The 13,313-nt window shown below is 58.0% G+C and carries 14 protein-coding genes and 1 tRNA gene; 2 read left to right on the top strand and 13 right to left on the bottom strand.

The annotated features are described in order from the left end of the window. Positions 1 to 19 precede the first annotated feature (19 nt). The 3 genes from FX155_RS01625 to FX155_RS01615 form a co-directional block, all read right to left on the bottom strand. A complete protein-coding gene (locus tag FX155_RS01625) occupies positions 20 to 1,174 on the bottom strand; it encodes a M20 family metallopeptidase (protein WP_154487567.1) in 1,155 nt (384 codons plus the stop codon). A 139-nt stretch (positions 1,175 to 1,313) separates the two neighbouring features. Continuing rightward, positions 1,314 to 1,997, bottom strand: coding sequence for an LrgB family protein (locus FX155_RS01620; RefSeq protein ID WP_154487565.1), 684 nt, complete (start codon positions 1,995 to 1,997; stop codon positions 1,314 to 1,316). Next, entirely contained in the window at positions 1,990 to 2,358 is a 369-nt protein-coding gene (locus tag FX155_RS01615) for a CidA/LrgA family protein (RefSeq protein WP_154487563.1), read from the bottom strand. The genes FX155_RS01620 and FX155_RS01615 overlap by 8 nt, the downstream gene beginning before the upstream one ends. Before the next feature lie 287 nt (positions 2,359 to 2,645). On the opposite strand from FX155_RS01615, the gene FX155_RS01610 reads away from it, so the two are divergent. Next, positions 2,646 to 4,049, top strand: coding sequence for an aspartate ammonia-lyase (locus tag FX155_RS01610; protein ID WP_154487561.1), 1,404 nt, complete (start codon positions 2,646 to 2,648; stop codon positions 4,047 to 4,049). A 33-nt stretch (positions 4,050 to 4,082) separates the two neighbouring features. Here FX155_RS01610 and FX155_RS01605 read toward each other — a convergent pair. Continuing rightward, positions 4,083 to 4,159: transfer RNA gene (locus FX155_RS01605), tRNA-Arg, on the bottom strand. 169 nt (positions 4,160 to 4,328) lie between these two features. Here FX155_RS01605 and FX155_RS01600 point away from each other — a divergent pair. Next, positions 4,329 to 6,587, top strand: coding sequence for a LuxR C-terminal-related transcriptional regulator (locus tag FX155_RS01600; RefSeq protein ID WP_154487559.1), 2,259 nt, complete (start codon positions 4,329 to 4,331; stop codon positions 6,585 to 6,587). Positions 6,588 to 6,628: 41 nt separating this feature from the next. On the opposite strand, the gene FX155_RS01595 is transcribed toward FX155_RS01600, so the two are convergent. From FX155_RS01595 to FX155_RS01555, 9 genes are all read right to left on the bottom strand, one after another. Then, positions 6,629 to 7,237: a porin family protein gene (locus tag FX155_RS01595; protein WP_022488000.1), complete on the bottom strand. Its 609-nt coding sequence runs from the start codon at positions 7,235 to 7,237 to the stop codon at positions 6,629 to 6,631. Positions 7,238 to 7,314: 77 nt separating this feature from the next. Next, positions 7,315 to 8,661, bottom strand: a complete 1,347-nt coding sequence (gene brnQ / locus FX155_RS01590) for a branched-chain amino acid transport system II carrier protein (RefSeq protein WP_154487557.1) — start codon at positions 8,659 to 8,661, stop codon at positions 7,315 to 7,317. 9 nt (positions 8,662 to 8,670) lie between these two features. Then, a complete protein-coding gene (locus FX155_RS01585) occupies positions 8,671 to 9,426 on the bottom strand; it encodes an SDR family NAD(P)-dependent oxidoreductase (RefSeq protein ID WP_022487998.1) in 756 nt (251 codons plus the stop codon). A gap of 109 nt (positions 9,427 to 9,535) precedes the next feature. Then, positions 9,536 to 9,733, bottom strand: coding sequence for a cold shock domain-containing protein (locus FX155_RS01580; protein ID WP_009015310.1), 198 nt, complete (start codon positions 9,731 to 9,733; stop codon positions 9,536 to 9,538). 156 nt (positions 9,734 to 9,889) lie between these two features. Further along, a complete protein-coding gene (locus FX155_RS01575; protein ID WP_154487555.1) occupies positions 9,890 to 10,159 on the bottom strand; it encodes a GIY-YIG nuclease family protein in 270 nt (89 codons plus the stop codon). After that, a complete protein-coding gene (locus FX155_RS01570; RefSeq protein ID WP_022487996.1) occupies positions 10,156 to 10,623 on the bottom strand; it encodes a peptidylprolyl isomerase in 468 nt (155 codons plus the stop codon). Before FX155_RS01570 ends, FX155_RS01575 begins: the two co-directional genes overlap by 4 nt. A gap of 224 nt (positions 10,624 to 10,847) precedes the next feature. Then, positions 10,848 to 11,855 carry a hypothetical protein gene (locus tag FX155_RS01565; RefSeq protein ID WP_154487553.1) on the bottom strand — a complete coding sequence of 336 codons (1,008 nt, stop codon included), beginning with the start codon at positions 11,853 to 11,855 and terminating at the stop codon, positions 10,848 to 10,850. Continuing rightward, positions 11,852 to 12,709 carry an NAD(P)/FAD-dependent oxidoreductase gene (locus FX155_RS01560; protein ID WP_154487551.1) on the bottom strand — a complete coding sequence of 286 codons (858 nt, stop codon included), beginning with the start codon at positions 12,707 to 12,709 and terminating at the stop codon, positions 11,852 to 11,854. Before FX155_RS01560 ends, FX155_RS01565 begins: the two co-directional genes overlap by 4 nt. Before the next feature lie 26 nt (positions 12,710 to 12,735). Next, positions 12,736 to 13,311 (bottom strand): nitroreductase family protein, encoded by a 576-nt coding sequence (locus FX155_RS01555; RefSeq protein ID WP_154487549.1) that lies wholly within the window; start codon positions 13,309 to 13,311, stop codon positions 12,736 to 12,738. Between the last annotated feature and the right edge of the window lie 2 nt (positions 13,312 to 13,313).

The following is a 13,313-nucleotide window of genomic DNA, read 5'->3' as shown; positions in this document are numbered from 1 at the left end:
CAACTCCCCTTTACAGCAGTTACAGACGGCAGATGGCTGCGGTCAGCAGCATGGTCCGTTCAAACATGGTTTCAACGATGGCATATTCCTGGAGAGTATGGGCTCCATCCCCCTGGACCCCCACGGAATCCAGGATGGGGATCCCCGCCTGGGCCATGAAGGAGGCATCGGAACAGCCCCCGGGATGAGCCGCACCGAAAGCCGGGATCCCGAATTCCGCAGCCGCCTGGTTCACCAGGGCCAGCAGGTGGTCATTGCCTTCGGTCCGTTCAAAGACGGGCATGAAGGCCGGGAATTCCACTTCTGTCCGGGTGCCGGCCACATGGGTCTCGGCGCAGATGGCCCGGATGGCTTCCTGGAGCTTGTCCTTGTCCTCATTGTAATCGTACCGGCAGTCCACTTCGATCCGGCAGGTATCCGGCACCGCATTGGAGGCCGTGCCCCCGGAAATGATGTCCGTGCTGACGATCCGGCCTTTGTCCAGGTCCGTAAGAGCCCGGAGGGCCACGATTTTGTGGGCCATTTCTTCAATGGCGTTGGCGGATTTGGTGTAGGCATTGCCCACATGGCCGGCCTTCCCGTGGACGGTGATCCACACATCCATGCAGCCTTTTCGGCCTACGGTGAGGCAGTTGTCCATCCGGCCGGTTTCCAAGTTGAAGGCGCACAGGCAGCCCTTGGCTTCTTCCGCCAGCAGCTGGTCCGCCCGGGACCCCTGGTGGGTGATTTCCTCATCGGGGACGAAAAGCAGTTTGATGGGATGCCGGTCATAGCCGATTTTTTCCAGCACTTTGGCCAGGTAGACCGCCATGACAATCCCCCCCTTCATGTCGCAGACCCCGGGGCCATAGGCCTTTCCTTCCTTGATGGTGAAGGGATTTTCCGGGTAGCTGCCGTTGGGGAACACCGTATCCAGGTGTCCGCTCAGGAGGATGGGCTGGCCGGCCCTTTCCTTCCCGGACCAGGCCCGGATCAGGGGGACCGCCCCGGTTTCCACCAGTTCGCTTTCCATTCCCAGCTTCTGGAGATAGGCAGACACCTTTTCCATCAGGGTCTCCATCCGTTCTTTTTCCTTGCTGCCGGCCTGGAAGTTGATCAGATCCTTCCAAAAATCCAGCATGTCCTGCCGGAAGCTTTCCACCGCTTCCTGGATTTGTTTGTTTTGCTGCTCCATGGGTTTCTCCTTTGTACAATACAGCAACTTATCATCGATATTTTATACAGATATAGTGTATATTAATTTTTATTTTATCGAAAATCTTCGGAGTTGGCAATAGAAAAAAGGGGGTGTGAATTCTTTCACACCCCCTTTTTCACATAAAAAACAGCGCCATTGCCGTGGTTATGATCCCGCACACACACAGGGATATGGAACTCATGGCACCCTGGATCTTGCCGATTTCCAGGGCCTTGCTGGTGCCTACAGCGTGGCTGCAGGCACCGATGGCCACCCCTTCCGCCACCGGATCCGTAATATGGAACAGTTTGCTCAGGAAGGGAGCCAATACCGCCCCTTCGATGCCGGTGATCACCACCGCTCCTGCGGTGATGCCCGGGATGCCCCCGCCGTTTTCCGAAATCCCCAGGGCAATGGCCGTGGTGACGCTTTTGGGCAGCATGGAGGCGGAAAAGACGGAATTGGTACCGAACAGATGGCACAGGGCCAGAGCCGCAATGATGCTCCCCAGGCTGCCGATGGTGCAGCCCACCAGGATGGGCAGGAAGTTCTCCTGGAGTACCTTCCGCTGCTGATAAATATTCAGGGCCAGCACCGCCGTGGCCGGTCCCAGGAGCATGGTGATCACCGACCCGCCCATATTGAAATGCTTCAGGGGCACCCCGGTGACCGTCAGGATCACCACGATCATCAGGGCTGACGTGAGCACCGGGTTGCACAGGAGCCAGCCGGTCTTTTTCTGGAGTTTCACCCCCAGGACCCAGCAAATGAAGATCAGGGTCAGGCCGAAAAACGGGGTACGGGTAAATGCATCAGGCATGGGAGGCTCCTTTCTTTCTCCACAGTTTCAAACAAATCTGGACACTCCAGCCGGTAATGAAATACACCAGAGGCGTGGTCACCAGGGTGATCACCAGGAAGGGGATCAGATAGTTTTTCAGGGTTTCCACATATTCCAGGGTCCCCACCACCGCCGGGACGAAAAAAATACCCATATTCCGGATGAAGAACCCGCCGGCATCTTTAATCTGCTCCGGTTTCAGGATTTTCCGGTACAGCAGAAAAGTCAGCACCAGCAGACTGATCACACTGTAGGGTACCGTAAAGGGCAGCAGCTCCGCGATGCCGATGCCGATCAGACAGACGCCGAAAATCAGCGCCAATTCCATGACAATATTCATGACTCCCCCCAACTACACTGCAAATACAAGACGTTCCGCAACACACAATATTAATAGTATATAGTATCAACGGCCGGAAGGGAAGATGTTTACTGTAAAATCTGACTTATTTTTACTTAATTAGCTGACAATTCTTCTGTACGAATTCAAATTTTATCGAACATACGTCATTGAGTTTTACATTGCCGTTCAATATTTTTAGAACGCTATGAAGAATTTATGCTTGATTGTTCGAGAAAAAGGTTTATAATGGGACCATAAATTGATTTCCAAGGAGGAAACAGGCAATGAGTGAGCAAAAACTCGAACGTTTGGAAAGTGATTCTATCGGCAAGAAGTACGTCCCCCGGGACGCCTATTATGGGGTGCAGTCTCTCCGTGCCCATAAGAACTTCCACATCACCGGTCAGTCCACTCATCCCGTCATGATCCGCAGCCTGGCGTACATCAAAAAAGCCTGCGCCCTGGCCAACCGGCAGGCAGGCACCCTGACTCCCAAAACCGCAGATGCCATTGTGGCCGCCTGCGATCAGCTCCTGGAAGGGAAATACCAGGACCAGTTCATCCAGGATCCCATCCAGGGCGGCGCCGGCACCTCCCTGAACATGAATGCCAATGAAGTAATCGCCAACATCGCCATCGAGATTTTAGGCGGGGAAAAGGGAGATTACACCCTGGTCCATCCCAACGATGATGTGAACCGGGGCCAGTCCACCAATGACGTGATCCCCACCGCCGGGAAACTGACCGCCCTTTTCCTGCTGGAAGACCTGTACAAAAGCCTGAAAGCCCTGAAAGAGGCCTTTGCCCAAAAAGGAGTGGAATTCGACCCGATCCTGAAAATGGGCCGGACCCAGCTCCAGGACGCAGTGCCCATCCGCCTGGGCCAGGAATTCAAAGCCTATGCCACCGCCCTGGACAGAGGGCTCAGACGGATCCAGTCGGCAGCCAGAGAAATGACCGAAATCAATATGGGCGGTACCGCCATCGGTACCGGAGTCAATGCAGCCCCTGCCTACTCCCGCCATATTGCCGAAGATCTTTCCCGGCTGACCGGCTTTTCTTTTACCCAGGCCGCGGACCTGATCGATGCCACCCAGAACATCGACAGTTTCGCCGCCGTATCCGGCAGCCTGAAGGACTGTGCCATCGCCCTGTCCAAGATTTCCAATGACCTGCGGCTCATGTCTTCCGGTCCCCGGACCGGCCTGGAAGAGATCAACCTGCCTGCCAAGCAGAACGGATCTTCCATTATGCCCGGGAAAGTGAACCCGGTGATCCCGGAAGTGGTGAGCCAGGTGGCCTTCCGGGTGGTGGGCAACGACACTTGCATCGCCATGGCCGTGGAGGCGGGACAGCTGGAACTGAACGCCTTTGAACCGGTGATCTTCTATTCCCTGTTCCAGAGCATCGACATGCTCCGGGAAGCGGCGGACACCTTGCGGATCAACTGTGTGGAAGGGATCACCGCCAACCGGGAACACTGCCAGCACCTGCTGAAAATGAGCGCCGGCATCGTAACGGCCCTGAGCCCCTACATCGGCTACGTAAAAGCCGCCAAGCTGGCCAAGGAATCCCTGGCCAAGAACATCCCGGTGGTGGAACTGGCCCGGAGCCGCCATTACCTCAGCGACACCCAGCTGGACAGAGTCCTGGATCCCTATAAGATGACCACGCCGGTGGCGAAATAAAAAAGCTGCCTTGCGGCAGCTTTTTTTATCATATGGTGCGATTGGCGCGAGTCGAACGCGCGACCCTCTGCTTAGGAGGCAGATGCTCTATCCAACTGAGCTACAACCGCATAACATGATTATTATAACAACTGCCGTCCCCGGAAGCAAGGTATACCCCTGCTTTTGTCAGGAAATGTAGACATTTTTCCTGATTCTCCCTTATAATATAAATTAACAGTTTATTCCGTCCTTTTATCCCAGGGGCGGTCCTCTGTATCCCTGAAAGGAGGAATTCCCATGACAGCCATCGAACAGGAACTGCTCCAGCTGGCCCGCACCATCCTCCATGCCTATTTTGAAAAAACGGATCCGGATCCTCTGCTGGCCCATCTGGCTCCTGATGTGATCTGGCTGGGGGCCGGGCAGGAAATGGAGGTGGAAGGCCGGGACAGGGTTGCCGCCATTTTCCGGAAGGGCCAGGATCAGCTGATTCCCTGCCGGCAGAGCCAGGAACGGTCCCTGGTGCGTCCTCTGGCAGAGGGACTGTGGCTGGTCCAGGTGTCTTCCCTGGTGGAAACGGATCCCTCCTACAAAATGTATCTCCAGGGCTACCAGCGCTGTGCCTTCTGTTTCCGGAAAAACGCCGCCGGCCGCTGGGAAATCACCTATCTGAACCATTCCATGGCCTATGAGGCCGTCCGGGAAAACGAGCTGTTTGCCATCAGCCAGGGAATCCGGAACTTCCGGAAGCTGAAGACGGCGGATCCGGACCTGTTCACCCCCCACGACAAGGAACTGATGTACCAGCTGATCCGGAAACTGTTCCATCCCCTTTCCCGGGAAGAACAGCAGGTCTGCCTGATTCTTTCCCTGTTCCCCCGTTTTTCCCGGGCCCAGGCGGAATTCCTCTGCCCCCACCCGGACACCCTAGCCCGGCTGGAAGAACACTGGAAGCGCAGCCCCTTCCTGACCTACGAGCCTTTCCAGGGGACCTTTGCCTTCCATCCGGTGTTCCAGGAATATCTCCAGAGCCAGTTCCAGTGTGAATCCTGGAACTGGCAGAAGAAAGCCTGTCTCCAGGCCGCCCGGTGGCAGCTCCGCAGCCGAGATTTTGCCCAGGCCCTTGCCCTGGCTCTCAGGGGAAAAGCCTGGCCCCAGGCCCTCCAGGCCGTAGAACAGGCGGGCCTTGCCATTTTATACCAGCAGCCTCCCTCCCTGCTGATCCAGCTGCTCCGGAAATGCCCTCAGGAGGAAAAAGCCCGGCATTTTGCTGGCTGCGGCCTGATCCTCCTGGCCCTGAACCTGCTCCAGTCCCCTCAGACCGCCCGGGAAGAACGGGAAATCCTGCTGGCCTCCCTGCCCGATGCCTGGACCTGTACCCCGGAAGACCAAGCCCGGATCCTTTTCCTTACGGCCCTGGACAGCCTGCCGGACCTGGGCGCCATGGAGCCGGCCTTCCGGCAGTTCTTCACCTATTGCCGGGAGCACCGTATCCGGCTGCCCCGGGATTATTTCCAAGGCATCCACCGGGGTGTCTCAGGTCAACTGGTGCTGTACTACCGCCGGGCCGGCAGCCTGGCCCGGAACACCCGCCAGCTCCAGGCCCTCTATGACGGCTGCGGAGAAGCCCTCCAGGGCGTCAGCGGTCCCCTGTGGCGTTCCACAGTGGCGGCGGAGCTGGCCTATCTCCAGGGGGAACTGTCCACGGCCGAAGAAGTGCTCCAGGCTTTTCTGGATGCTCCCTGCCGGACCCTGGATGAACAGCAGCGGGCCATCATCGCTCTGTTCCTGATGCCCCGGATCGCCCTGATCCGGCAGGACCAGGAACAGTTCCTAGGCTGGAAAAAGCATTACCAGAAGCTGTCCCAGCTGATTACAGACCCCCTGACCCGGACGGACCTGGATCTGGTGGGGATTTTCGTCCAGAGCCTTTTGGAACAGCCTTCTCCCAGCCTGGCAAAACATCTGGAACGGATGAACAGCCTGCCGGATTATCCTTCCCTCCAGGGGATGCGCCAGTCCACCCGGCACCGTCTCCAGCTGACCATGGGCAGATACCAGCTGCTGCTCCTTTCCACCCGTCCCCAGGATGCCGTCCCAGCTCCCACTTCTTCCCAAATGTGCCGGTGCTACGATGCCATTGTCCAGATTGCGGCCCTGGAGCATACGGGCCTTGGGGAAGAAGCGGCCGCCCTGCTCCGGTCCACCCTGGCTGAAGCCCTGAAAGACAGACTGTACCTGCCTTTTGTTGAGCACCAGTCCCTGCTGGGTCCCCTGCTGGTGAAAGCCGCCCGGCAGCCGGAATTTGCCGCATTCCTGCAGGCGGTCCTGTCCTATTCCCTCACTCCGGCCAAAGGCCGCCCGTTGAAGGAGGCATCCTTCACTGCCCGGGAAAAGCTGGTGATCCGGCGGGTGAAAGAAGGCCGGACCAACAAAGAAATCGCCCAAGAACTGAACGTGGCGGAAATCACCGTAAAAAAACAACTGAGCCTGCTCTATCAGCGTTTCCAGGTAAAGAACAGGACCCAGCTGCTCCATGCGGTGGAGAAAATGTGAAAAAAGGAGATGTCACACAGGACGCATGACATCTCCTTTTTTTAAAACTTGTACGATACCCCCACATTCACTTCATGGGTCTTGGCATCGATGTCTCCTTTGAAATCTTTGTACTTGCTGTCGTTGTAGGAGACGTTGGCTTCCCAGTTGTCGGTGAAGGCATAGCCCACGCCCAGTTCATATTGGGTGATGTTGTTGCCGGTGCCGAACTTGGCCCAGCCGGTGGTCTTGTCCGTAATGGGCAGCCGGCCTATGGCCCCCACCTGATAGCCGCTGTTGTTGTCATGGTAGCCATGCTGTTTCAGCCGGTTCCGCACATAGCCCCCGTACCCGTACAGATAGGGATTGAACTGATAGATCAGGCTTACCTGATGGGACTGGGCCGAAGCATCATGGTCCCCTTCATGGGCTGCATACCGGTAATCCAGACCCAGGTTGTCGGCGATCCCGATGGTACCCCCCACCCGGTACCGGGAATCACCTCCAAAGTCTTTGGTCTCTCCGTGCTGTTTCCATTTGAGAGTATTGCCCACCGTGACGTTGGCATCGACTTTTGCAGCGCCAGGAGCAATCTTGGCCAGGGGAGAAGCACAGGCCACGGTCAAAGGCAGCAGGCTCAGCACTGCAGTGGCCATCATCATTTTTTTCATGGGAAATCCCTCCTTCAATGGATTCAAACATTCATCATTCTTTCATTATACACTTTTTCATCAATTTTCGCAAAATTTCACTGTTTTCCCCCGGAGAGCTTCACGGCCGCTGCGGCTGCAGCCAGGGCCGCCAGGGTGGGCAGCAGCCAGCTCATCCCCAGGGAAAACAGGGGAAGCTGATGGTAGCAGCCCAGCAAAGCCTGGACCGGCGCCGTCCCCTGGAGCCCTTTGGGCAGCACGCTGAGGGCATCCCCAAAAGCCGCCACACCGGCCAGCACCATGGGCCACCGGTACAACCGCCGGTCCTTCCCCAAAAGAGCGGAGGCAAAGGAGGACAGGATCAGGGTAATGGCCATGGGATACAGGAACATGAGGATGGGCACAGCCAGCACAATGATCTGGGTGAGCCCCACATTCCCGATCAGGAAGGAAATCCCTGCAAAGACCACACAGTAAGCCTTGTAGCCCAGGGTCCCGGGGAACAGTTCCTGGAAGGTGTTGGCGCAGGCAGTGATCAGGCCGATGGCGGTCTTCAGGCAGGCGAAGGTCACAATGGCCGCCAGCAGCATACCTCCTACCGGTCCAAAATAGCCATGGGCGATCTGGGCCAGAGCAATGCCCCCGTTGGCGGATACCGCCAGCTGTCCCAGGCTGGAGGTGCCCAGCCAGGTGATCAGAGTATAGATCAGGGACATAAGGAACACCACAATGCCCCCTACCTTCAGCAGATCCACAGAAATGGTGGCCACATCCCGGACGCCCAGATTCTTCAGGGTATCGATCACCACCACGGAAAAGGCCAGCATGGCCAGTACGTCCATGGTATTGTACCCTTCCTTGAACCCGGTAAGGAAAGCATGGTCCACATAGTCTCCCTGGGGAAGGCTTCCGGCAATGGACCCCATGGGATGGACCAGGGCCACTGCCACCAGGATGGCCAGGAAAGCCAGGAACACCGGGTTCAGGAATTTCCCGATGTACACCACCAGTTTGGATGGCTTCAGGGAAAACAGCAGGGCCACTCCCATGAACAGAAAGGTAAACCCGGCCAGGATCAGGGTCTGGTTCTCTCCTACAAAGGGCACGATCCCGATCTGGTAGGACACGGTGGCAGTCCGGGGCAGGGCAAAGGCCGGCCCGATGGTCAGATACAGCAGTACTGTAAAGACCCGGGCAAAGACAGGGTGCACGTTTCCGGCCAGTTCTTCCAGGCTGCCGCTGCCGGAAAGGCCGAAGGCAATGAGCGCCAGGAAGGGCATCAGCACCCCGGTGGCAATGAAGCCGATGTTGGCGCTCCAGAAATGGGCACCGGCCAATTGGCCCATGTGCACCGGGAAGATCAGGTTCCCGGCTCCGAACAGCATCCCGAACAGCATGGAGCCCACAAAAAGATATTCAGCAGAAGTCAGTTTGTGATTGTTCATGGTGCCTCCTTATTTGGCGGTCAGGCCGCCATCCACGGAAATGATGGCGCCGGTCATGAAGCCGTTCATAGGGGACAGCACCGCACAGATCATATGGGCCGCTTCCTCCGGTTTTCCGATCCGTCCCATGGGATATACAGAAGCCATGGATTCCCGGGAATAGCCCCCTTCCGCCAGCTGTTTTTCCACCAGAGGGGTATCCACATCCCCCGGACACAGGCAGTTCACCCGGATCCAGGGGGCCAGATCCAGGGCCAGGGACCGGGTAAAGGCCACCACAGCTCCCTTGGAAGCGGCATAGAGACAGCAGCCGTAATTTCCTTCCAGGGCTGCATCAGAAGCAATGTTCACAATGGACGGACCGTCCTGGACAAAAAGGTCCAGCAGGGCCTGGGTGAGGAAAATGGTCCCCTTCACATTCACATCCATCAGCTGCTGATAATCCTCTTCTGTTACGTCCTGGAAAGGCTTTTCCTGGTAGATCCCGGCGCTGTTCACCAGAAAATCCAGTTCCTGGTGCTGTGCCTGGAGTTCCCCGGCGATTTTCCGGCAGCCTTCCACGGTGCTTACATCTCCCTGGAGATACAGGGCTTCTCCCGGCAGCCCTGTGAGGCTCTCCACTGCCTTTTGGCCCCGTTCCGGATCCCGGCCCACCAGCCACACTGTGGCTCCGTCCTGGACCAGCAGCCGGGCTGCTGCCAGGCCGATGCCGGACGTGCCGCCGCTGATGACCCCTTTTTTCTTCTCCATTCCGTATCCGATCATATCCACGACTCCCTTCCTGCAATTTGTTCCCCAAACAGAAAAAAAGGAGATACCGTTTCCACGATATCCCCTCTTTGTTGCGCTTGTTGTTCTTGCAGATATCTATATCTTACAGTTTCACAACGTTGGCAGCCTGTTCACCACGGTTGCCTTCGACAACGTCGAATTCTACAGCCTGGCCTTCTTCCAGAGTTTTGAAGCCTTCACCCTGGATTGCGGAGAAATGAACGAATACATCGCCGCCATCTTCCCGTTCAATGAAACCATAACCCTTTTCAGCATTAAACCATTTAACTTTGCCAGTCATCTTTACTTGGCCTCCTAAAAATTATTGCGAAAAACGATCCAACTATATGTGATACCTGCGTGAGTTCAACATTCAGTAAGTCCGTTGTTTCTGTGTTCCATTCTAGCATAACCCCTGGACTTTTACAAGCAAAAGAATTGCGAGAGTACAGACGACTCAGGGTATTTTCAAAGATTTTCGAGGAAATTGACGGACCAGCTCTTCTTTTTGTTTTTTTGCCAGTTGTTTCAGTGCATATTCCCGCTGAAGGGCCGTCCTTTTGTCCGGCAGTTCCTCAAAATAGGCCAGGTCCACCGCCTTGAAGGCCCGGGTGTATTTGGCCCCGGACCCGCGGCGGTGCATGGCCAGCCGGTGGACCAGGTCGTTTGTCCAGCCGGTATACAGGGCGCCGTTGGCACAGCGCACCATATAGACGTAGGCAGTCATTCTGTTACGATTTCCACCTTTTCCATCACCACGTCCTTCAGGGGACGGTCGGCGAAATCCGTGGGGGTGGAGCCGATTTTATGGACCACATCCATCCCTTGGGTGATTTTCCCGAAGACCGCATGATGGCCGTCCAGCCAGGGGGTGGCATCCAGGGTGATGAAGAACTGGCTGCCTCCGGTGTTGGGGCCGGCATTGGCCATGGACAGGATCCCTTCCCCGCTGTGGGCCAGGCCGGGACCGAATTCGTCGTCGATGGTGTAGCCCGGGCCGCCCATGCCGGTGCCGGTGGGATCCCCGCCCTGGATCATGAAGCCGTCGATGACCCGGTGGAAAATGACCCCGTCATAGAATCCCTTCTCCACCAGCTCCCGGAAGTTCCCGGCGGTTTTGGGAGCCTTGTCCTCAAACAGCTCCGCAGTAAAATCTCCCAGATTCGTATGGAAATGCACTTTTTTGTTCATGTTGTTCACCTCGTTGTTGTGGGGCTGCCTTCAGCAGCCCCTGGAAATCGTTTCTGTAGGGGCGGCAGGCCCGCCCGGCCCCCCGCCAAATCACCGTTTGTCCGCAGGGTTTGCGGGCCGCCCGGCGTGCGGCCCCTACGGTTCAGGGTTCAAAATCAATTGGCAAAATTGATTTCCAACGGCCGTTGACCGTTGACAGCTGACAGGAGGTGCACCGCACCTCCCTAAAACTCCCTGATCACCAGATCCGACAGATCCAGATCCACCCGTCCTTTGCCCGGGACGGAGGCCAGGGCCACCAGACGTCCCTGGGTGGTGATGTAGAAATCATCCTTCTGGAGCCGGGCTCCTTCGCCCAGTCCGGCCAGCCGTTCCTGGAGCTCTTCCTGCCGGTTGGCTCCCAGGAAATACTCCAGGGTCAGCCGGCTGCCGGTGGCCAGGTCGAACACCAGGGCATAGTGGAGGTCCGTGATCCGGGCCACCAGCAGGGTGGGATCAGCCCCTCCCTGGAGGGAGGATACATAAGCGTAGTTCTTCAGCCGGGTCCAGCTGGCCAGGCTGTTCACTTCCGACACCGGATAGCTCCGGTACAGGATGGGGGTCCCCTGGAACACCAGGCTCAGGATCTGCCGCCGGTTGTAGGTGACCTGGCACTGGAGCTCGCTTTCCACCGGGCCGGTAATGTGCCGGTACACAGACAGGTAGTTCCCCAGTTCCTGGTTGATCCGGTCCTGGACCTGAGGAGCCACACCGCCGGTCACCTGGGGAAAGGTGGTCTCATACCCATCGTTGGTGATCTGCAGGGGATTCCGTTTGTCCCGGGGCCCGGCCCCTTCTTTGGCCGGCACCGCATACCAGCCGGTGACCCCGTCCCGGGTGGCCACCTTGGCCCATTCCAGTCCGTTGATCTCCCGTTTCCCGAAGATCATCCCCTGGGCTCCCTCCGGGGCCGGCCGGAGGATGGTTTCCGGCTTTTCTTCCGGCAGGCTGCGCAGGTAACCTCCGCTGAATATGACCCGTTCCATTTTGTGTTCCCGGTTGACGAATTCCACCCTTGCTCCCTGTTCCCCCTCCCCGGGAGCCAGGGCCTTTGTTTCCGAAGCCGCTTCCGTTTCTCCGGCGGTCTGGCTGCTTTCTGCCGTCTGGGACCGGCTGCACCCGCCGGCCAAGCAGCCCAAAAATGCCAGAACCGTCAGGACCAGCAGGAAATGCCGGATCCTGCCACCGTTCATACCGGGTTCTCCCGGAGCCAGGAAGCCGCAGACAGCAGAGCCTTCTGGCCTTCTCCCGCCGCTTTGTTGATCTGCCAGGGATAGCCCACCGCATCTCCGGCGGCAAAAACTCCCTCCACACTGGTGGCCAGGTTGTCATCCACCCGGATGAAGGGACCATCCAGCCGGAGTCCCGGCAGGAGCCGGTCCAGAGGATCCGTTTCCCGGAGCAGGAACAGCCCCTCCAGTTTTTCCGTGCCGGCAGTGGTTTCCAGGGCTTCCACCCGTTCCTCTCCCAGCACCTTCCGGGGTTTGCCTTCCATGATCTGCACATTGGCAGGCCGTTTTTCCGGCAGGGGGAAGTCCGCCCACAGCTTCACTTCTCCAGCCACCCCCGCCAGGAATTCCACTTCTTCCCAGGCAGAGGGCAGATTGGTCACCACCCCGATGGTCTTTCCCCGGTACAGGTACCCGTCGCAGGTGGCACAGTAGGTGACCCCCTTCCCCACAAGGGCCGTTTCTCCCTCCAGGGGCTTTCCGTGGGAGGCTCCCGGGCACAGCAGGATGCTCCGGGCCTCGTACACTTCTCCCGGGGTGGCCAGATAGAAGTGCTTTTCCCGGGGCAGGATGCTCAGCACCTTGTGGGGGACCACCGTGGTCCCGGCGGCCTTCATGTGGGCGGTAAAGGCGTCCATCAGTTCCGCTCCCGACCGGTCCGGCATCCCCAGGTAGTTTTTCACCAGGGTGCTTTTCCGCAGGGCCAGGCCGAAATCCCCGGTATCCAGCAGCAGGGCGGACAGGGACCGGTTGGCGGCGGTCACCGCCGCACTGCAGCCTGCAGGGCCGCCCCCTACAATGGCAATGTCATACAGCATAGCTTTCTCCTTGTTTTCTCATCCGTTTATTTGAAATCCGCCACTTTTTCCAGGGGCAGTTTGGGCACATAATAATCCCGGGCCTCATCCACATAGTAGGCCAGTTTCCCTTCTTCCCCGGGCACCAGGGTGCTTTTGTGGGCGGGATAGCCCAGGGCCAGCACGGTGACCACTTCCCGGTCTTCCGGGATCTCCAGCAGAGCGGCGATCTTTACCCGGTCCACCGCTGCCAGGATGGCGCTGCCCACCCCCTGGGTCCAGGCAGTGATGGCCATGGCATCCAGGGCGATGCCCACGTCGATGCTGGTGATGGTGGGGTTGGCCTCCTTGGGCCGGGACACTACCACAAAGGCCACCGGCTGTTCCCCTTCCCTGGGGGTGCCGATTTCTTTGGGCAGGGCTGCCGCCCACCGGAGCAGCGGCTGCATGGCCTTCACGTTGGCGGGGCTTGCCACCACCGTGAACCGGAGGCTCTGGCCGTTCCGGCCGCAGCTCCGTTTCCGGGCCACATCCGCCAGGGTCCGCAGCAGGGCCGGATCCACCGGTTTCTGTTCAAAACGCCGGTAGGTCCGGCAGGTATCATACAGGGAAGCCAATTCCATTC

Origin of the sequence: Acidaminococcus fermentans (genome assembly GCF_009696675.1) — a bacterium.
In the GTDB taxonomy this organism is placed as follows: Bacteria; Bacillota; Negativicutes; order Acidaminococcales; family Acidaminococcaceae; genus Acidaminococcus.
Note: the sequence above shows the minus strand (reverse complement) of the source record. Positions and strands in the feature narration are given on the sequence as shown.